Genomic DNA, 20,154 nt, shown 5'->3' with positions numbered 1-20,154 from the left:
CGATCCTTAATGTTTACCCGAGTGGCCAAAGCCGCCTTCACCTCGTTCTGAGCTATCAAATAACTCAACCACGTTAAATTCTGTTTGCACTACCGGCATAAACACCAACTGCGCAATACGATCGCCGGGTTCAATGCTAAAGCTTTGTTGGCCTCGGTTCCACATCGAGACCATTAACGGGCCTTGATAATCAGAATCAATCAGCCCGACTAAGTTACCAAGAACGATACCGTGTTTATGGCCTAAACCCGAGCGCGGTAAAATGGTTGCACATAATTGTGCATCGCCAATATGAATGGCAATACCCGTAGGGATCAGTGCGGTTTCACCTGGGGCCAGTGTTAACGTTTGCTCGACACAAGCCCGCAGATCTAAACCGGCAGAGCCAGGAGTAGCATAAGCGGGTAAAGGAAACTCGTTGCCAATACGCGGGTCGAGGATTTTTAGGTCAATAGCTTTTTTCATCATGGCTTCTTTTCTAATGCGTGATAATGTTGACTGATCAGGGCGATTAACTGCTCTGCTAATTGTTGTTTGGGTTGTACAGGTAAATCTAATTCGCCTAAGGGCCAAATCAGCGTAATGGCGTTTTGATTGCTGTTAAAGCCGCTATTAGGTTTAGAAACATCGTTGGCGCAGATCATATCCAGTTTTTTATTCAGCAATTTTTGCCGGGCATAATCGAGCACATTGCGTGTTTCGGCGGCAAAACCGACAGTAAAGGGTCGGTTTTTGCTCATGCTGGCAACGGCAGCAATAATATCGGGGTTTTTCACTAAGGTGAGATGTAGCTCACGCTCACTGCCTTTTTTCAGCTTATCGCTGGCGATCTCGCTCATCCGATAATCTGCCACCGCCGCACAGCCAATAAAAATGGCAGATTGCGCGGCGGCAGTGAGTGCGGCTTGATGCATTTGCTCAGCACTTTCAACCTGAATCATTTGCACGCCGGCGGGTGCAGGCAATTGCACAGGACCACTGATTAAGGTGACCTTAGCGCCTGCTTTTACCGCCGCTTCAGCAAGGGCATAGCCCATTTTGCCAGAGCTGTGATTACTGATATAACGCACTGGATCAATTGCTTCGCGGGTAGGCCCTGCGGTAATGGTGAAAGTTAAGCCGGCTAAAACCTGCTTAGGATTGAGGAGCGGCTCAACTAAACTGACAATGTCTAGCGGCTCTAACATGCGGCCCGCACCCACATCACCACAGGCCTGCACACCCGAACCCGGCCCAAAAATGTGAAATTTATGTTCTTTTAATGTTGCTATATTTTTTTGTGTAGCTATATTTTTATACATTTGCTGATTCATCGCCGGTGCCACAGCCACGATAGCGTCACTTGCTAACACGCAAGTGGTTAATAAGTCATTTGCTAAGCCATGCGCTAAGCGGGCAATCACATCGGCACTGGCTGGGGCTACGATAATTAAATCAGCCCATTTTGCCAGCTCAATATGGCCCATCGCCGCTTCCGCTGACGGGTCGAGGAGGCTATGACTTACCGGGTTTCCGGAAAGGGCTTGTAGCGTTAAGGGCGTAATAAAATGCTGGGCAGCATCGGTTAAGATCACCCGCACATCGGCGCCGCGTTCCGTTAAACGCCGCACTAAGTCAGCACTTTTGTAAGCGGCAATACCGCCGCTGATACCAAGTAAAATACGTTTAGAAGCAAGGCTTTGCTGCATAGCAGAAGCACCCTAGCCAGAATTAGATTGGCATAAGATAGCATGGAAACCGAAATTCAGCATCCGTTCAGCAGCGAGAAAAGGAGCGAGTTATGGCGATTACTGATTGGCCGCTTTCAGAGCGGCCGCGTGAAAAAATGTTGCAACTGGGTACGCAGGCCTTATCGGATGCGGAATTGCTCGCGATCTTTTTGCGTACCGGTATTGCAGGCACTGATGCCGTGGGTTTAGCTCGGCAGTTGTTGCAGCAATTTGGCAGTTTACGAGCGTTGCTTGGCGCCAGTAAAACCGAGTTCTGCCAAGCAAGAGGCCTAGGCGAAGCGAAATACGTGCAATTACAAGCGGTATTGGAGCTGAGTCGGCGTTTTTTACAACAACAATTGCAGCGCGAAACGGTATTTACCGAGCCGGCATTAGTACGAAAATATTTGAGTTCTTTGTTGTCACAAGAGCAACGCGAGATATTTATGGTGCTTTATCTTGATAATCAACATCGTATGATTTGTGCTGAACCCTTATTTCAAGGCACAATTGATGCCAGCCCAGTCTATCCGCGTATTGTGGTTCAACACGCTTTACGGCATAATGCCGCGGCCGTTATTCTGGCTCATAATCATCCTTCTGGGGTGGCCGAGCCAAGCCGCGCCGATAGAGCAATAACGGAGCGCCTAACACAAGCCATGGCTTTGGTTGATATCAGAGTCTTGGATCACTTTGTGGTTGGCGATGCAGAAGTCGTCTCTTTTGCTGAGCGTGGCTGGTTGTAAATGAGGACTTGGCACAACAAGGCGTTCTAGCTCATGGCTAAATTGTCTTGAGTTTGATTGCGCTTTCGTGTATAAAGTGCGCCCTCATCCATTTTCGGGGCAACCTTCAAGGCCAGAAGGGTGAAAGATAGCTCGAGCTGACGTAATTTTGGAGAAATATTGACATGTCTAGAGTATGCCAAGTAACTGGCAAAGGTCCGATGGTTGGTAACCGTCGTTCGCACGCCAACAACGCGACAAAGCGCCGTTTCCTGCCTAACCTGCAAACGCACCGTTTCTGGGTTGAAAGTGAAAACCGTTTTGTTACTTTACGTACAACCACTCGTGGTATGCGTATTATTGACAAGAAAGGTATCGATGCCGTCCTAGTTGACGTTCGTGCCAACGGTCACAAGGTATAAGGAATTAACAAATGCGCGATAAAATCCGTTTAGTTTCTTCTGCAGGTACTGGTTTCTTCTACACTACTACGAAGAACAAGCGTACCATGCCAGAAAAAATGGAAATCAAAAAATTCGATCCTAAAGTGCGCAAGCACGTGATTTTCAAAGAAGCGAAAATCAAATAATCGAATTTACAAGAACCCGGCTTTCGCCGGGTTTTTGCTTTTTATACTGCCCCTGCGTTACTATTCTGCTGTCTTTTCTTTAAAACACATCATCATGTTGAAATTGTCTCGTCGTAATTGGAACAATGTACTGATTTTTGTTGTACTGCTGCTGATGTTTAGCTTGTATGACTGGTCAGGCAATACCTATTTTGGCCGCGCTGAACGTGTAAGTTTGCTCCCTGACTCTAGCCAGCTGCTGAGTGTTTCTATTGGCTCAAAACGTTTAGTACAAGCGGCAGGGCAATGGCAATGGCAACCTCATCAACCGAGCACGGTGTCTGCTACTGAGATGGCTGCGGCTTGGCAAACTACGCAACTCGTAGCAAGTAATGAAACGGCAGGTGCTAGTTGGGTACCGATTGCTCAAGCCAGTGTGCAATTAGTAGGGCAGTTTGAACCTCAGATCTGGTTATTGTATCAGCAACCTAGCGGTTACTTAGTGCAGCAAGTGGGGCGTACCCAGTTGTATTTGTTAGCGCCCGCCCAAGCGCGTTTGTTATTTACCTTGGAGTAGGCTGTGCCTGAATTACCAGAAGTAGAAGTATCTCGGTTGGGTATTAGCCCGCATTTACAGCAGCAAGTGATTACCAAGGTCGTTGCTCGACAACGGCAATTACGCTGGTGGATCCCGGATGAAGTAGTTGAGATCCAGCAGCAGCCGATCTTATCTGTCAGTCGGCGTGCTAAATATTTATTGCTGGAACTGCCAAGCGGTAGTGTGATCTTGCATTTAGGCATGTCTGGCCATTTAAAAGTGGTATCGAACAGCGTCGCGCCAGCGAAACATGATCACATCGATTTTGTGCTGGGCAGTGGCCAATGTTTGCGCTTAAACGACACGCGTCGTTTTGGTGCGGTACTGTGGCAAGCCCATGGTAGCATCCATCCTTTACTCGCCGCGTTAGGGCCTGAGCCGTTGACGGCAGACTTCACCGCGCAAACCCTGATCAGCCACTGTGCTAAACGTTCTGCCGCCATTAAATTGGTGCTGATGGATAACAAGGTGGTGGTAGGCGTAGGGAATATCTATGCCAACGAAGCGCTGTTTAAAGCAGGCATTGCACCGCAAGCTCCAGCCAATCAAGTCAATGCAGAGAAATTGCAGTTATTAACAACCGTAGTAAAAGAAACGCTGGCGGCCGCCATAGTGCAAGGCGGTACCACCTTGCGTGATTTTAGCCAAGTAGACGGCAAGCCAGGGTATTTTAAGCAGGCGTTGTTAGTGTATGGGCGTGGCGGCAAGCCCTGCTTTAGCTGTGGTGAGCCGCTACAAGAAATCCGTTTAGGTCAGCGTAGCACGGTGTTTTGTCAGCACTGTCAACGTTAAACGGCCCTATCTGAATACCGAATCATCTGAAGTTTGCTCTAAAGCCTTAAACTAAAGCCATTAGCCATTATTTTGCCTGCCAACGTGCCAAAAAGTACAAGGCCGTGCCTAATAACACAAAAGCGCTGGTGGCTAATACCGATGACAGGCTAACCTGAAACGCCAGCCAAACGCAGGCCGCGATACCCAGTAGTGGTATGGCGTAACCAAAGGGTAAAATAAAGCTGTCGCTGGCGGCCAGTTTGGGCCGTAATACTGGCACGGCGGCGCAGGTTAGGCCATAAAGCAACAAGCGTGAAACTACTGTTGCAGCGGCCAGCCATAAAAATGACCCATAAAGCGTTAATATCAGCGCTAAGATCCCAAAAAAGACAATCGAATTCGCTGGGGTTAAAAAGCGCGGCTGTACTTTTGCAAACCAGTTTGGCAAGCTGCCGTCTTCGGCTAAGGCGAAGCTGGCGCGCGGTGTTGAAAAAATAGAGCCCAATAAGTTCGCGGCGACGGAGGCGACCACGCCTAGCATTAACATCATGGCACCGACGGGCCCGAATAAAGTCGCGGCGACATCCAGTAACGGGTTGCTAGAATCAGCAATGTTCGGTACGGCGGCTACGCTCACTAACTGAATCGCAATATATAACAGCGTCACGAGGCCTAAGCCCAACAATAAGGCGCGGGGCATATCTTTGGCGGGGTTTTTGGCCTCTCCAGCGGGTACCACCACCGATTCAAATCCCACAAAAGCATAAATTAATAACAACACGGCAGCGCCAATATCGTAGTGATTATTAAACAACGTCGTGGCATCCGCTTCGGGTAACAGTTGTGCACCAAAGTAGCTTATCCCGGTAACCACCAGCAGTAATAACACAGCAAATTTGAGTACTGTTAGCAACGCCAAGGAGCGCATGGCGCGCACCGAGCCGAGCACATTAATCAGTGTTAAGCTGCCCACAATGGCAGTAAGGAGCAAGGTACGTTGTAGGGTATTGCTGGCCGCGGGCCAAAAATAACTGATGCTGTCGACCAGTAGCACGGTATTGGCAGCAAAAGAAACCAAGCGCGCAATATAATATAACCAGCCGGCCTGAAAACCGATAAAAGGCCCAAAGGCGGCCGTGCCATAGCGCACGGGGCCACCGCTGCCGCGAAAATAACTCGACAGCTCAGCCATGGACAATAAGATGGGTAAAATGAGTAAGGCACAGAGCAGATAAATATAGGGGCTATATTCGCCCGCTAATTTAGCCGCGCCACCCGGTAAGCCAAAAATACCGGCGCCAATAAAACCATTAATCACCAGCAACCAAAGGCCGAAAAGCCCTAGGTTGCGTGGTAAGCTTGCCTTGTTAGAAGTTACATTCACGAGTTTTCAATACTGCCTTAAAAAATTCAAATACGCGTTTTGTGCGGTGATCCGGTTAGCTTTTTTCAAGAAACCATGCCCTTCATCAGGAAACAGCACATACTCTACTGGCACCCCATTTTCGCGAATTGCGGTGACCATTTCATCGCTGTTAACTTGCAATACCCGCGGATCATTTGCGCCTTGCACTACTAATACCGGTTTTTTGACTTTATTACCATGAAAAACCGGTGAGATGCGCCGCAGTCTTTCACCATCTACGGCCGGATCGCCCAGCTCAGCATACAGGGTCTCCCGAAACGACTCCCACCAGAGCGGGATGCTTGTTAAGATTTTTATCGAGTTGCATACCCCTCATTGACTACTAGCGGGGTCACTCAAAACTAGTCTAAAAACATTCGGCGACAAGTTACGCAGCTAAACAGTGAAAAGCGCTTTGCATGGCGACAAGCCGATGGCAATGATGGCCGTAAAGTGTAAAGCGACTCAATAAGTTTGCATAAAGGTATATGCGATCTTAAAAACGCCGTTTTGCGGTAGCACGCCACTGCCAGTTGTTAATATCTGGGTTATCACTAAATGGGCGGGTCAGATCTAAATGCACCATAGTGCCACGGCTAGAATGGCTAGAGAGTAAGCGAACACCGACACCGACGCCGAATAGCACTTTGTCATCGATATCGGGTTGGGCCATTAAGTCTTTAAATTGTTCGGAATCGCCCCAGCTGCGGCCTATATCGGTAAAGGCAGCAAAACCGACATCAAAGATCCGCCATAGATTCCAATCGGTGTAACGCCGGTATTCAGCTGTGGCGATCACCCGTTTATCGCCGCTTTGATAATACAGTGGGAAAGCGCGCAATCCGGTATCACCGCCTAAATATAGGCGTTCATCGGCAAATAAATTGCTGCCACGTTCTGCAGAGATACTGGCGACGACGCTATTGTATTCATTCAGTTGATGGTTTAATTGCCAAGAGAAATGCAGCAGTTGCTGTGTCTGATCTTGCCAATTTAATCGGCGATAATTCAACTGACCAAATAACCAAGTATGCTCTTGCAGTTGCCACGCTTTTTCAGCATGTGCAGTGAGCTGCAAGCCAGAATTGTCGGCGCCTAACCATGATTGTAAATAGCCAAGGCGCAGTTGTAATTGCCAACCGGCATTAATATCTTCAACGCGGTTAAATTGATTGATATTGTAAAGCTTATAAAAGTCATCTTCTAAAATTTGATACTCCAGCCATAACGCTGAAAGATTACGCTCGTCAGGTAACGCTAATACCGTACCCTCGGTATCATTAAAGGCGACGTCTTCTAAGGTCATACCAACAATAAAGCGCTGAATGCTGCGACCGCGTTCAACCAGTTTGAAACCAACAGCGCTTTCGAATTGTTGCCGAGTGCGATTGTACTCATTAACCCGCTCATCTAATTGATAATCGGTAACGAGTTCTTTATTTTTAAGCAGATCGAAGTTAAGAGACCACTGTGAATCTAAGCGATAAAAAGGCCGCTGCACATTAAAACGATAATTTTCGCCATCAGAATTATTGGCGTAACTTAAAAAGGTGTTCCAGTGCGTACCAAAAATGTTGGGGCTGCCGAAGCTAACTAAGTAGCCACTACGTTCGCTGTCTTTACTGTAATCTAAGTGAATTTGATTGCCATAACCGAGCAGGTTATCTTCAGCAATGCCAAGTGAGTACTCGGTTTCACCCCCTTCACTAGAAAAATCAATTTTGGGTAACAAGGACCAGTTGTCCCAAGTTCTTACCATGACTTCAACGGTGTTGTCTGAGGGACAATAGCGGCTAACCGAAACGCGAGCGTCGCGGATGTAGCGCCGGCTTCTTAACAGACGTTCGGTCTCCGCCAAATCGGCTAGGTTTAACGGTGCGTGATCATTAAACAACAGATCATCACGAATTGTACCTTCAAGGCTGATACGATGGCTGGCATTTGCAAAGCGATGAAGCCAAAACACCCCAGGTTCGGTCAAATCAAACACGTTGTTTTGTTCGAAATGAATAGCGCTAATCTGCGGCTTTTGTGCAGCAAGGTGTTCTAGATCAAACTCATCGTTGCAATTGGCTAGCAAGGTAAAGCTGTAAAACGGCAATGACAACAGGCATAAACTACGCCACATGCGTTGACTCCTTGTAGCCTAATGGAATGAAAAAACTCTACTTAACTATGCGTGTTTTTGCCAGAAATGCCAACACGCATTGCTGAAGTTCGTTAGTTTTTACGGTGACCCTCAGGATTATTGGGCGAGGTTGTTGTTTGCTCGGGAACGATCCGCACCGGGAAAGGTGCGGTTTCACTTCCCGTGTAAAGCGTTCGATGTGGAAACGGAATTTCAATACCATTGGCATCGAAAGCCAGCTTAATTTCTTCTTGCAGGCTATTACGTAGCTCTCGAAAATTAGGTGTCGTACTCCAAACAGAAAACTGAATATTCAGTGCCGAATCACCAAAGCCCACAAACAAAAACGTGGGGGCAGGTTCATCTAAACTTAGCGGGTTTTTGTCGGCGACCTCAAACAGTATTTTTCGAACTTGCGCCATGTTTTCTTTATAAGCCACACCCAGTTGTAAGTCGAAGCGTCGAATAGGAAAGCGTGTCATATTAATCACTTCAGATTTAATCAGGCTTTCATTGGGGATCCGTACAAACAGGTTATCGAAGGTGCGTAATTTAACCGAGAGTAAATCAATAGACAGCACTTCACCCACAGTGGCACCCACTTTAATGGTGTCGCCAATTTGAAAGGGTTGTTCGCCGATTAAAAACAAACCGCTAATTAAATTAGAGGCGGAAGTTTGTGAGGCAAAGCCAATGGCAACGGATAATACGCCAGCTGCGCCCAGCAGTACCCCTAATGAAAACCCTAGTTGATGCAGTGCTGAGGCGGCAAACAAGGCGAGCACTAACCAATAAAGTACGCGACGAAACAGCGCAGCATGATGTCGAGAGAAATTATGGCTAATGAGCTTTTCTGCCGCTTGCGAGGCGTAGCGAGCTAACAACAAACCTACCACGATAAGCAGTAAAGCCTGTAGGCCATTCAACACGGTTTCGGATTGAAAAAATTGTATTAACGTTTCCAGCATGCGTGACTCCTTATTGACTGAAAATGCCGGTAAAGGCGCGCACTAGGCTGTTTTTATCGGGATGCTGCCGTGGTGAGGCGAGCAAGTCTGCACTGGTTAAACCCAGCGGCAAGGTTTTGCCAATTTTAAAGCGAGTAAGTTGCCCGACACTCTCGTGCTGTAACAACAGTGGATCGGTCCACAAGCTGCCATCACGATGGCCATACAAGGCGAGAAATGGCAGCGGGATGCTTAACTTGTCAATGGTTAGCATACGATCAGAGCGGTTTTCGATTGTCACTGCGGTCACGGCACGGTGCGGCCGTGTGGGAATATCATCGAGGCTATGCCTGGCATGTGTTTTGTCAGCAAAACATAACTCTCCTTGCTGGGTAGAGTCACCAAACCACGTATCGGATAAACGTTGTAACGGTAATTCCATGAGCACTACGTTAGGCTCTTGCAGACTAATTTCGATACTAACCGGTGAGCTAATATAGAATACGCTTTGTTCGCCTGCGGGAATGCTCACCGGCTGATGCGTTTTGATCACCACGGCGCGCTCGAGCAAATGCGGCGTTAATTTAAATTGACCGGGGCTATGGCGAAACATAAAACGCTGCGAGTTCAGGGCTTCGGGTAAGCAGGCCGCAGATTGGCTAAGCACGCGATAAGCTTGTTCTGGCTGCGTACTGCGCTCAAAACCAAATAACCATTCTTGCAAACAGCGTTTGAAATATAAGCTAACGGGGCCGATGGTAAAATGCCAGCATTCATCTAACGCCATCGTTTGTGGTTGCCACCATTGGGGCGTAGTAGCGCTTGCTGCAGAGTGACTCATCAATATTTTCCTTTTCAGTGGCTCGGTTTAAAAAACGTTGCTACTGTAAAACTTTCAACGCTCAGGTTGAGTTAAGCTAACTTAACTCATAAAATAGCATTATTTATTGTTTTATTGGCAATGTCTTAATCATTCGTGTGGCATTTGGCCATTTCATTGGCACTTAGCTCAAATTGCTTAGTATCGACACTCCATTTACCCTGCATGATTCAGCATACTGCCCAGCAGTCTCTGAAAAAAACGTGCTGCTGATAAGAGGCTGTTATGGATTTACCTGTTCTTATCAAAACTCTGCGTAATGCGTTGCAACACGATACGCTGCCTTTGTTACGTGAACAACTCGAAGATGTGCATCCAGCTGATTATGCTGCAGCCCTAACTGAATTTTCTGCCACAGAATTGTGGAGTTTATTAACTGTATTGCCCCGTGCAGAACAAGCTGAGGTGTTTGGTTATTTGCCTGCTGAAGTGCAGGTTAGTTTAGCTATCAGCGTGAGTCGGCGCAAACTCTCACCGATTATCAGACAAATGTCTTCGGACGAACGTGCCGATTTATTTAATCAATTATCTGACGAGCAACGCGATACCTTATTACCGGCCTTAGCCCAAGCCGAACGTGAAGATTTGTTACGTTTATCTGCGCATGAAGAGGGTTCTGCTGGCGCCATTATGACCTCAGATTATGCTTTGTTGCCACCTGAACTGACGGTACGTGAAGCCATTGAAGTGCTGCGATTAGAAGCACCCGATAAAGAAACCATTTACTCTTCTTATGTGGTTGATGAAGCCAGAAAGCTTATTGGCGTGGTGAGTTTACGCGATTTAATTTTGGCACCCGTGAGTATGCGGGTTGATGATTTGATGAATACGGATCCGATTTTTGCCAGTGTTGAATTGCCGCAAGAAGAGATAGCCAGTTTGATTGCTAAGTACGATTTATTAGCACTGCCTATCGTCAATAGCGAGCATCAGATGGTCGGTATTGTGACTTACGATGATGCGATGGACGTCGCCGCAGAAGAGGCGACGGAAGACTTTCACAAAACAGCCACCATCGGCAAATTAGACGGAAACGTGAAAAATGCGGGTATCGGTTTACTGTACAGAAAACGGGTATTCTGGTTGGTGGTATTGGTGTTTGGCAATATTTTTTCTGGTGCCGGTATCGCTTATTTTGAAGAAACGATCGCCCGCTATATCGCCTTGTTGTTTTTCTTGCCCTTATTGATTGCCAGTAGCGGTAATGCTGGCGCGCAAGCCGGCACATTGATGGTGCGAGCGCTAGCTACGGGTGAAATCAAACTGCGCGATTGGGGCTATTTACTCGGTAAAGAATGCTTGGTTGCCGGGCTGCTGGGTCTCACCATGTCTGCCGCTGTTCTGGGTTTAGGGCTTTGGCGTGGGGGTGCCGATATCGCGATAGTCGTCTCTTGTACCATGATGCTGGTGGTGATGGCCGGTAGCTTGATTGGTTTGTCACTCCCGTTTTTGTTAAGCCGCTTTAATTTAGATCCGGCGACAGCCAGTGGACCGCTGATTACTTCTATTGCGGATGTCACGGGGGTGGTGGTTTATTTCTCGATCGCCACCTGGTATCTGGGCTTATAAATATTTTTTTGCGCTGTAACAACCCAAATGTACTATTGCGCAAACGCTTTAATTTCAATATTTTATCTGCATATGTGTCGGTAATGTAACACCGACTGAACAGAGTATCGGTTTCCCGACAGCTGGTTTACAGGTATCTAATGACTTTTTTACGTTCACTATGTTGCTTACTGCTACTTGCTTGCTCCGTGCAAGCAGTAGAAGTTGTTGTGCATTCATCGGTGAGCGAGACAACGCTGAGCACTGCGCAATTACGAGCCATCTTTACCATGCGTCAGACTCGCTGGACAGATGGACAAGCTATTCAGGTTTTTGTCTTGCAATCTGACCATCCACATCATCAGCGGTTTAGCCGCGATAAATTAAAAATGTTTCCTTATCAATTAGATGCAATTTGGTCTCGGCAACGTTATTCCGGCATTGGCAGTTTTCCAATGCAAGTGGATACCGCGGCAGAACTGCTCATATTGCTAGAAACAACACCAGGTGCCATCGGTTATCTTCCCACAGATACCCTTTCATCCAATCTGAGAGTGGTGACGATTAATGAAAAATAACAACCGATTTTACTGGTTAATGCCGCTGTGCTTCGCTGGCGCGGTGGCACAGGCAGAGCCTTTAGAAATTCATGGTTTTGTTGCGCAAGGTATTGCCCAAGCCGCAAAGAGTAATGCGATTAATAATGAGGGTGATGTGTCGCTGGCGCTTACCGAGCTGGGACTCAATGCAAAGTTAGATTTGTATCCACGCTTAAAATTATCGGGGCAAGTAGTGTACTTAAATGGTGGTAATCGCTACCCAGAAGGCGCACGCTTAGATTATTTATTTTTAGACTTTAGTGCGATAGATAATTTTGATCATCAACTTAATGTGTTTCTTGGCCGCTATAAAAATCAGCATTGGCTTTTTTCCAGTACCCGTGATGTGCCCTTTACACGGCCCAGTATTATTTTACCGCAGTCGGTTTATTACGATGCGTTTCGTGATATTGCTGTGGCGAGCGATGGTTTGGCGCTTAAAGGCTATAAACAATTAGGCCAAGGTGAGTTGGAATATAATTGGAGTATTGGTTCTACCAAGATTACCACTGATCAAGCCCGTACTTTGCTAAGCCCAGATATACAAGGCAGTTCAGAACAAAAATATGTTCATCAAGCCAGTATGTTTTGGCAGGGCATTGGTAGCCAAGCCAGTTATGGTATCTCCCTTCTTGATTCACAGTTCTCTTATAAACAGGCCAACTTCGATTTTTTTGCTGACGGTGACGTTACCGTACAAAGAGTTATTTTAAACTGGCGTTATCAAGCCGAAAAATGGGATCTTTCATCGGAGTTATTTCAAGAACGCATGAGCATAGACGGTTTTTACGCGCCAGGTTTTGAACGCGCTCAAATCGGTATTGGCGGCTATTTACTGGGGCGCTATCGCTTTGATCCTAAACTGACGGCATTAGTCAGTGTTGATATGTTGGCGCTTAACAAAGACGATAAACGAGGCAGTCAGTTAGGACAGCTGGGTATACCCTCCTATTTTGGTTATCAACATAGCCTAATGTTGGGTGCCAGCTATGAGCTAGGCAGTCGCTTTCGGTTGCAAGCTGAACATCACTGGGTGGACGGTACCGGTCGTTTATCACCCAGTTTGGTCCCTGATCTAGAGCGCAATCAAGATCGCTATTGGCAGGTATGGGCGTTACAACTGATGTACTGGTTTTAAATGCGATTTTTTAGCCTACCTACGAAGATTTTACTGTTAACACTGGCGCTGATGCTGGTGCTAATCGTGTTGGTGACCAGTTTATCCTTGCAGCGTTTAGGTGACAGCTTCACCGAGCAGCAAACGTTAAAGCGGCAGCAAGTTGAGCAGCACTTTACCCAATATCAATTGCTGCTGCAAAATCAGCAACAAGCTTGGTTTGAAAGCTTTGCCGAGCTGACCGGCCTGCAACAGCAATCAGGTTTCACCGTGTTTACTCAAGCATTGCAGCAACGCTACGACGTGCTTAGTCTTTATTTGAATATTGAAGCGCTTTGGGTGTTTACCGAGGATAGCTCGCAAGCGGCCTTTGCCAGCAGTATCTTCCCGACTGAATTAGCCAGTATGGTGACGCAAACGCAGCAGGAGCAGCGGCCGCAATCACGGATTTACTGTGCGGCGCATTGCAGTAATGTGGTGAGCCTACCGGTATCCGATCAAGACGGTAACATAGCCGTACTGGTTTCAAGTCAAACGCTGGCTGATGTGGTTATTGCTTTGGGGCAAGCCTTGCAAAGTGAAGTGGCGATTGTGCGTTTAGATGCGGCAGGCATGACCATCTTATCTGCCACAGGCAATTTGCCTGCATTAGATCAGGTGGAGTTAGCCAGCTGGCAAAACAGTAATGGCGCCCAGTTCAGCTTAGCTGAGATACCCTACTTTATTTATCACATTCCCTTGGTTCAACAACAGCAGCAGCATTTTGCGATTTTATTGCTAGAGAACATTAGCTCTTACCAAGCGGCAAATAATGCCTTCAAATGGCAATTGATTGCCTTGGCCACGCTTTGCTTTGTGTTATTTGCTTGGCTGACCAACTTGTTAACGCGGCGCTTAACCAGTCGCTTATTGCTGATCTGTCATGCGCTACCGATGTTAGCGGAAAATAAATATCGGGCTTTTCGCGATGCTTTACCTAAATCTGCCGGTACCATGAGCGATGAAGTTGATCAACTCTATGATGCCGGTCAAACGTTAAGTCGTAAATTAGAGCAACTGCAAGACAACATCAATACCCAGACTCGTGAGCTAGAAAATATGGCGATGTACGATCGGCTAACCGGTTTAGCCAATCGTAATATGTTGCAATATCAACTGAAGAAAAGTATCGCCGCGTTAACCGAGAGCAGTGCCTTATTAGGGTTACTGTTTTTAGACATGGACCAATTTAAACGAGTTAATGATATTCGTGGTCACGAGCAAGGCGATCAGTTACTGATTGAAGCGAGTAATCGGCTGCGGGCATCGCTAGATAAAACCGATATTATCTGCCGCTTTGGTGGTGATGAATTTATTGTGGTGACAGAAGTGGCGGATATCGATGCCTTAACGGCATTGGCCAATCGCTTAATCGCAGCGTTTCGTCAGCCCATGTCACTGGGCGATGAAGAGTATCAATTAAATATCAGTATTGGTATCAGCAGTACGCGTAATGCTCAGCTGAAACCTGATGATTTAGTGCGGCAAGCTGATTTAGCCATGTATCAGGCCAAAGGGAAGGGCGGCAATAGTTTGCACTTTTATAGTCAGCAAATGTTTGATGATTTCCAAAATCGTTTAGCATTAGAAAGCGACTTAAAGCTAGCGTTAGCCCAGCAGCAGTTTGCGCTGCATTTACAACCCAAAATTAACCTGGCTAATCGCAAACTACAAGGCTTAGAAGCGTTATTGCGTTGGCATAGCCCCGCGCGCGGCATGGTATCACCTGACGAATTTATCGCAGTATTAGAGTATGCGCATCTGATGATCCCCGTAGGTTATTGGGTGATCGAGCAAAGTTTCCGTATTATGGTGCAACTGCAAGCGGCAGGTTTTACGGACACGACTATGGCCATTAACCTCTCCGCGGCACAACTTAACGATGCCAAATTGCCGGCGTTTCTCGATGCGTTATTGCAGCAACATCAACTGTCAGCTGCGCTATTCGAATTAGAACTGACAGAAAGTATGCTGGCCAACAACATCAATGAAACGATCAAGAGTATGCAGCGCTTAAAAAGTCGTGGTTTCCGCTTAGCGATTGACGATTTTGGCACCGGTTATTCATCGTTAAGTTACTTACGGCAGATGCCCGTGGATACCATAAAAATTGATAAAAGTTTTGTGTTTGGCATGTTAGATAACCAAGCAGACTTCGATATTATTACCTCGACTATCGCCATGGTGCGCAAATTAGGTTTAGAAGTTGTCGCCGAAGGGGTTGAAACGCAGGCGCAATGCAAAACCTTAACACAGCATCAGTGTGATATTGGCCAAGGCTACTTATTTTCAAGACCGATCCCGTCAGATACGTTGATTGCACAGTTACAGGCTAATTTGCATGATAATGGCCAGTGGCGCTAAGTAGCCGTTTGCCAACACGGTTAGACAGTTACAGCAGCTTTAAACCGCGATTTTAAACCACGACTGTCAGTAAGCGTAAGCAGCATGAAACCTGAAAAGCGATGATGCCCTGTGCTGGTCAGCCTGTCACATCACCTAAACACGTCGTTGACAAATATCGCTTAGGCGCGTTGTTTTTTTCTTTAAAACCACATAGACTACGCAAGCAACCAAGGGGTGCAACCTTCAAACTTCGGTTTGAATGCGCTGAGATGCCGTAAGGCAAACCCTTAGAACCTGATCCGGATCATACCGGCGGAGGGATGGTGCTAACTCCCCATCAGAACGTGTTTCGCTATTTACCACTTGCTTAGCAAGGTGTGTTAGTCGTAATACCGTTAAATCTGAACAGTGTGATCCTCAACGTGTTGTTTACCGGAGCCGATCACCTATGTTTTTTCGCTATTCTGTTTTATCTATCGCTTTATTGTCTGCGTTTAACTTGCATGCGACTGAGCAACAAATTGAGCGCGTGACCGTGCAAGGCGACTTTCGTCAGCAAAACATCCAACAACTGGCGGGTAGTGTTGTCATTTTGTCTGAGCAAGAGATGCAGCGTCAATCGGCACAGCATCTTGATGATGTGTTAAAACAATTTGCTAACGTGAACTTTGCCGCCGGTGCTTCGCGTGGGCGTTTTATTCAAATTCGGGGTATTGGCGAGCGCAGTGAATTTATCGATGTGGTTAACCCTTCGGTCGGTATCCTAATTGATGGCATTGACTATGCGGGTTTGGGCATCAGCAGTGTCGCTCATCCGGAACAGTTAGAAGTATTCCGTGGGCCTGAGGCTACGCGCTTTGGTACTAATGCGCTGGCGGGTATGTTGAATTTCACCAGTAAAAACCCCGTATTTAGCCCAGAAGGGCAACTCAGCGCCACTGTCGCAAATTATCATAGCCAGCAGTTGTCGGGTTATTACAGTGCCCCCTTAAGTGAGCAAGTTGCCTTTAGCTTAACGCTGGACCAAGCGCTGTCTGATGGTTTTATTGACAATGCTTTTTTACAGCGCGACGACACCAACAACATTGATGAATTTACGGGTCGTTTTAAATTAAGTTGGTTACCTTCTGAGCACCTGCAGCTGGGCTTGATTGCCCATCTGATTGACCAGCAAAATGGCTACGATGCGTTTTCACTTGATCAAAATCGTGTCACTTTATCAGATGAGCCGGGTGAAGATAATCTGCGTAGTAAGGCTTTAGCACTCACCTTTGCCTACCAAGAGTTTGCGGCTGTCGATCTGCAAGGGCAAATTAGCTATTTAAATGCGCAATCTGATTACGGCTTTGATGAAGACTGGAGTTATCGCGGTATTCATCCGTGGGAATATTCTTACCAAGATCGCTATTTACGTTCACGTGAGCAATCGTCTTTAGATTATCGTTTAGTCTCTAAACCCGCCGCACAACTTTGGCATAATACTGACTGGGTATTAGGCGTGTATGCTAGCAGTCGTGATTTGACATTAAATCGCATTCGTCGCGCAGAGAGCGAAATGCGCTTATTTGACAGTCAATTACAGCGAAATAATCTGTCGGTTTATGCTGAGACCACTTCGGCGCTAACTGAGCAGCTTAGCATGGTCGTGGGCGGGCGCGTCGAGCAGTATAGCGATGATTATCAAGATGTTGCCGGTATCAGCCTAACGCCAGATGCCACCATGTGGGGAGCCAAGATCAGTTTAAATTATCAAGTTAACTCGCAAGCGATGATTTATGGTTTAGTGTCGCGTGGTTATAAAGTGGGTGGTATCAACGGTGAAGCCTTAGCCAAAGCCGATGACGGCGATTTCGCCCTGTTAGCGACGAAAGCCAGTTTTGCACCTGAAACCGTGGTTAATGCGGAGTTGGGTGTCAAAGGGAGCAGTTTAGATCAGCGTTTACTGACTCGAGTTGCGGCATTTTATATGTGGCGTAACGATATGCAGGTAAAAGGTTGGATTAACCCCGATTTAGGCCCTGAGTTTGCCGGCTTTATTGATAATGCCGCCAGTGGTCGTAACTACGGTATTGAAATGGAAAACCGTTTCCAAGCGCATGCGGCGTTGCAGTTGTTCGTTAATGTCGGTTATTTACGTTCTAAACTGGGCCAGTATGTCACCGATGGTGGCTTGGATTTAACGGGCCGTGACCAAGCACATGCCCCGCGAGTGAACTTCAGCATCGGTGCGGATTGGTTTTTAAACGAGCAATGGTCACTGCAAGCCGGAGTGCAAGGGCGCAGCAGTTTCTATTATTCTGACGGTCATAATGCCGAAGCTGCCGCCAGCGAACAAGTTAATTTACGCTTGAATTATCAGGTAGCACAGTGGCAAATCGCGGCATGGTTGCGTAATGCCTTTGATGAGGAAACCGGTGTCAGAGGTTTTTACTTTGGCAACGATCCCCGTGACGAATATGCTCCTAAGGTTTACGAACAATTTGCTGAGCCACGTCGTTTTGGTGTGACCGCCAGTTACAGTTTTTAAGGAAAGCATAATGAAACTATCAGTAGAAATCAGTAAATATCCGTTAGCAAAAGATTATAAAGCGCCGATCCAAGCCTTTATCGATTTGTTAGCAGATCAAGCCGATTTGCACATCATCACCAATACCATGAGTACCCAAATTTTTGGCGATTACGATACGGTGATGCAGGCCTTGCAGAAATGCATGAAATGGTCGATGCAAACTTATGGTAAGTTGGTGTTTGTGTGTAAATTTATTCCAGGTGATTTACGGCCATGAATGAACTGCTGAGTAAGGTGATCAGTGATTGGCAATTACTGCACAGTATTGAACTGATTGCGACATTATTGGCGTTGGCTTATGTGTTTTTAGCGTTAAAACAAAGCCTGTGGTGTTGGCCTGCCGCCTTACTCAGCACCTTGTTATTTAGCCATGTGATGTGGGATTCTGCCTTGTTGTCGGATGCGTTGTTGCAATTGTATTACGCCGGTATGGCGTTATATGGTTGGCGCCGCTGGCAGCAATACCAACAGCAACATGGCAAAGGTCAGGCGCCGGTGTTCGAGCGCCCCTGGCAATGGCACCTTATGCTGGTTAGCGGTACGGCAATCGCAGGCTTGGTTTTAGGCTATTTTATGGAGCATTACACTCACGCTGATTTTGCTTGGTTAGATGCACAAACAACGGCATTTAGCTTGGTAGCAACGTGGTTAGTGGCGCAGAAATTAGTGTCTAATTGGTTATATTGGGTGGTGATAGATGCGGTATCAATTTATGTTTATGCACAAAAACACCTTTATTTTCTAACAGCCTTGTTTATGCTGTATACCATCATTGCCTTAGTTGGGTATTTTGCATGGCGCAGTCATTATCAACTGCAGCAAACATCGACGTTGGATCCAGCGCGGCTATAAGCCGTTTTTGCGAACATCTTGAGTTCTTCAGTGGCCATCCGCCTTTAATCGTGCGGCCACTGGCTTCAGGTGAAAGTAATCTGAATTATTACATCAAAACCGAGCGCGGCGAATATGTCTTACGCCGTTACCCGCTAGATACGCTAGGCGTCTGCCGACAGCAAGAATTACGTTGTCAGCATGCCGCCGCCGCAATTGGTCTTGCGCCGGCACCTTTAGCTTTAAACAATCATCAACAATTACTGATCAGCGATTACATTAGCGACGGCATACCTTTAGCGCTAAACACCGAGCGTTTAACACAGTTAGCTGTAGTCGTGGCTAAATTACACTCATTAACCATACAAACCCCTGTTTTGCAGGTGAGTCAGTACTTACGTCAGCTGATGGATAATAGCCAGTTGGCCAGTTTAGAGCCGGCAGCCACCTTATTTTCCGCCTTGTTACACAGTGCTGAGCAGATGCAAAGCTTGCCGTTTGATCGGGTGTTATGCCACATGGACTTGCATCAGGGCAATGTGCTGTGGGCGAAACAGCAGATTTGGTTATTAGATTTTGAATATGCGCAGCTAACCGACAGTAGCTTTGATTTAGCAGCGATTTGCTTGAACTATCAGTTAAACCAGGCTGAAGAAACACAATTACTGCAAGCGTATCTTAGCGCAAGGCATTTTAGCCATAGTCAAACGGCGCGCGATTGTCGGCACAGCTTAGCCGAACGTTTACACCTAGCTAAGCGGTTATACAGCGGTTTTTGTTGGTTATGGTATCAAGCCAGCCCCGATAAGGACGCCGCACTCCGTTGGCAAAATAAGCTCGCGCAGTTGTTAGCGTTAAAGCCCGCCTAAACGTTCTGCTAACACTTTATAGCGTTGCACATCCTCTTCGGCAAACAAGGGTTTGCCGTCATTCGCCTTATCACAGGGTACCAATAGATGTTCTCTGGCTAAGCGTTCTACCCGAATAGGGGTAATATCTAAAAAGTGAGCAACCTCGTTGACAGTCATTATGGCCATGCTGATCTCTTATTCAAACAGGAGCGGCTACATGTATTTGCTGCCGCAGATAGTCAAAATATAGTCAGGAATAGCAAATATTGCCATGGGGTAGTGGGCAACAAGCGGTTGTTAAGCCGCTACACGTTATCCCAACTAGGGCTATTGGCTCTAAAATACGCCGGATAAAAAGGCCGTTTAAGTTGATGTTACCAAGCAGCAAAAACGCTATAACCCCTGTATTTATAGGGATTAGACGGCATTGGCAACCGACTTTAATAGACATTTTGATGTGATGCAGGTATAAATATTCGCAGTTTTCCTGACAATTTGTTTTTCTGCCTACCTCTGTTGC

The 20,154-nt window shown here is 46.8% G+C and carries 21 protein-coding genes and 1 riboswitch; of the genes, 13 read left to right on the top strand and 8 right to left on the bottom strand.

Annotation, left to right across the window (positions count from 1 at the left end; translation table 11 throughout):
- Positions 1-6: 6 nt before the first annotated feature.
- On the bottom strand, positions 7-465 hold the full coding sequence (dut, locus tag L1N97_RS03870; protein WP_329605539.1) for a dUTP diphosphatase: 459 nt from the start codon (positions 463-465) through the stop codon (positions 7-9).
- Positions 465-1,688 carry a bifunctional phosphopantothenoylcysteine decarboxylase/phosphopantothenate--cysteine ligase CoaBC gene (gene coaBC, locus L1N97_RS03865; RefSeq protein WP_236128868.1) on the bottom strand — a complete coding sequence of 408 codons (1,224 nt, stop codon included), beginning with the start codon at positions 1,686-1,688 and terminating at the stop codon, positions 465-467. Before coaBC ends, dut begins: the two co-directional genes overlap by 1 nt.
- Positions 1,689-1,780: 92 nt before the next feature.
- Here coaBC and radC point away from each other — a divergent pair, with 92 nt between their 5' ends.
- From radC to mutM, 5 genes are all read left to right on the top strand, one after another.
- Positions 1,781-2,455 carry a RadC family protein gene (gene radC / locus L1N97_RS03860; RefSeq protein ID WP_229584830.1) on the top strand — a complete coding sequence of 225 codons (675 nt, stop codon included), beginning with the start codon at positions 1,781-1,783 and terminating at the stop codon, positions 2,453-2,455.
- Positions 2,456-2,619: 164 nt separating this feature from the next.
- The gene (gene rpmB, locus L1N97_RS03855; protein WP_026349251.1) at positions 2,620-2,856 is read left to right on the top strand and encodes a 50S ribosomal protein L28; all 237 of its coding nucleotides are present in this window, start codon (positions 2,620-2,622) and stop codon (positions 2,854-2,856) included.
- 11 nt (positions 2,857-2,867) lie between these two features.
- Complete coding sequence (gene rpmG, locus L1N97_RS03850; RefSeq protein WP_008219722.1) at positions 2,868-3,023, top strand: 50S ribosomal protein L33; 156 nt, start codon at positions 2,868-2,870, stop codon at positions 3,021-3,023.
- A gap of 94 nt (positions 3,024-3,117) precedes the next feature.
- On the top strand, positions 3,118-3,579 hold the full coding sequence (locus L1N97_RS03845; protein ID WP_236128867.1) for a hypothetical protein: 462 nt from the start codon (positions 3,118-3,120) through the stop codon (positions 3,577-3,579).
- 3 nt (positions 3,580-3,582) lie between these two features.
- Complete coding sequence (gene mutM / locus L1N97_RS03840; protein ID WP_236128866.1) at positions 3,583-4,392, top strand: bifunctional DNA-formamidopyrimidine glycosylase/DNA-(apurinic or apyrimidinic site) lyase; 810 nt, start codon at positions 3,583-3,585, stop codon at positions 4,390-4,392.
- A gap of 67 nt (positions 4,393-4,459) precedes the next feature.
- On the opposite strand, the gene L1N97_RS03835 is transcribed toward mutM, so the two are convergent.
- The 5 genes from L1N97_RS03835 to L1N97_RS03815 form a co-directional block, all read right to left on the bottom strand.
- Positions 4,460-5,758 (bottom strand): APC family permease, encoded by a 1,299-nt coding sequence (locus L1N97_RS03835; RefSeq protein ID WP_236128865.1) that lies wholly within the window; start codon positions 5,756-5,758, stop codon positions 4,460-4,462.
- Between the two features lie 6 nt (positions 5,759-5,764).
- Positions 5,765-6,046 (bottom strand): alpha/beta hydrolase family protein, encoded by a 282-nt coding sequence (locus tag L1N97_RS03830; RefSeq protein WP_268964608.1) that lies wholly within the window; start codon positions 6,044-6,046, stop codon positions 5,765-5,767.
- 229 nt (positions 6,047-6,275) lie between these two features.
- A complete protein-coding gene (locus L1N97_RS03825; protein ID WP_236128864.1) occupies positions 6,276-7,907 on the bottom strand; it encodes a BamA/TamA family outer membrane protein in 1,632 nt (543 codons plus the stop codon).
- Positions 7,908-7,999: 92 nt separating this feature from the next.
- The gene (locus L1N97_RS03820) at positions 8,000-8,875 is read right to left on the bottom strand and encodes a mechanosensitive ion channel family protein (protein ID WP_236128863.1); all 876 of its coding nucleotides are present in this window, start codon (positions 8,873-8,875) and stop codon (positions 8,000-8,002) included.
- Positions 8,876-8,885: 10 nt separating this feature from the next.
- The gene (locus L1N97_RS03815) at positions 8,886-9,695 is read right to left on the bottom strand and encodes a DUF432 domain-containing protein (RefSeq protein ID WP_236128862.1); all 810 of its coding nucleotides are present in this window, start codon (positions 9,693-9,695) and stop codon (positions 8,886-8,888) included.
- A 264-nt stretch (positions 9,696-9,959) separates the two neighbouring features.
- On the opposite strand from L1N97_RS03815, the gene mgtE reads away from it, so the two are divergent.
- The 8 genes from mgtE to L1N97_RS03775 all read left to right on the top strand — a co-directional run bounded on the left by mgtE (position 9,960) and on the right by L1N97_RS03775 (position 19,652).
- A complete protein-coding gene (mgtE, locus tag L1N97_RS03810) occupies positions 9,960-11,303 on the top strand; it encodes a magnesium transporter (protein WP_226749340.1) in 1,344 nt (447 codons plus the stop codon).
- A 140-nt stretch (positions 11,304-11,443) separates the two neighbouring features.
- Complete coding sequence (locus L1N97_RS03805; RefSeq protein ID WP_229584837.1) at positions 11,444-11,860, top strand: hypothetical protein; 417 nt, start codon at positions 11,444-11,446, stop codon at positions 11,858-11,860.
- Entirely contained in the window at positions 11,850-13,019 is a 1,170-nt protein-coding gene (locus tag L1N97_RS03800; protein WP_236128861.1) for a hypothetical protein, read from the top strand. The genes L1N97_RS03805 and L1N97_RS03800 overlap by 11 nt, the downstream gene beginning before the upstream one ends.
- A complete protein-coding gene (locus L1N97_RS03795; RefSeq protein ID WP_236128860.1) occupies positions 13,020-15,401 on the top strand; it encodes a putative bifunctional diguanylate cyclase/phosphodiesterase in 2,382 nt (793 codons plus the stop codon).
- A 202-nt stretch (positions 15,402-15,603) separates the two neighbouring features.
- A riboswitch (TPP riboswitch) is annotated at positions 15,604-15,721 on the top strand.
- 110 nt (positions 15,722-15,831) lie between these two features.
- Complete coding sequence (locus L1N97_RS03790) at positions 15,832-17,910, top strand: TonB-dependent receptor (protein WP_236128859.1); 2,079 nt, start codon at positions 15,832-15,834, stop codon at positions 17,908-17,910.
- A gap of 10 nt (positions 17,911-17,920) precedes the next feature.
- Positions 17,921-18,169, top strand: a complete 249-nt coding sequence (locus tag L1N97_RS03785) for a hypothetical protein (RefSeq protein ID WP_236128858.1) — start codon at positions 17,921-17,923, stop codon at positions 18,167-18,169.
- Positions 18,166-18,804, top strand: a complete 639-nt coding sequence (pnuC, locus tag L1N97_RS03780; RefSeq protein ID WP_229584841.1) for a nicotinamide riboside transporter PnuC — start codon at positions 18,166-18,168, stop codon at positions 18,802-18,804. Before L1N97_RS03785 ends, pnuC begins: the two co-directional genes overlap by 4 nt.
- On the top strand, positions 18,747-19,652 hold the full coding sequence (locus L1N97_RS03775; protein WP_236128857.1) for a phosphotransferase: 906 nt from the start codon (positions 18,747-18,749) through the stop codon (positions 19,650-19,652). Before pnuC ends, L1N97_RS03775 begins: the two co-directional genes overlap by 58 nt.
- On the opposite strand, the gene L1N97_RS03770 is transcribed toward L1N97_RS03775, so the two are convergent.
- Positions 19,638-19,820, bottom strand: coding sequence for a helix-turn-helix domain-containing protein (locus tag L1N97_RS03770; RefSeq protein ID WP_229584843.1), 183 nt, complete (start codon positions 19,818-19,820; stop codon positions 19,638-19,640). The two genes, L1N97_RS03775 and L1N97_RS03770, sit on opposite strands and share 15 nt — an antisense overlap.
- Positions 19,821-20,154: the final 334 nt, after the last annotated feature.

It is taken from the genome of Rheinheimera sp. UJ63 (assembly GCF_021568285.1).
Taxonomy (GTDB): domain Bacteria; phylum Pseudomonadota; class Gammaproteobacteria; order Enterobacterales; family Alteromonadaceae; genus Alishewanella; species Alishewanella maricola.
The sequence above is the reverse complement of the archived record's forward strand: the minus strand, read 5'-3'. Positions and strand labels throughout refer to the sequence as shown.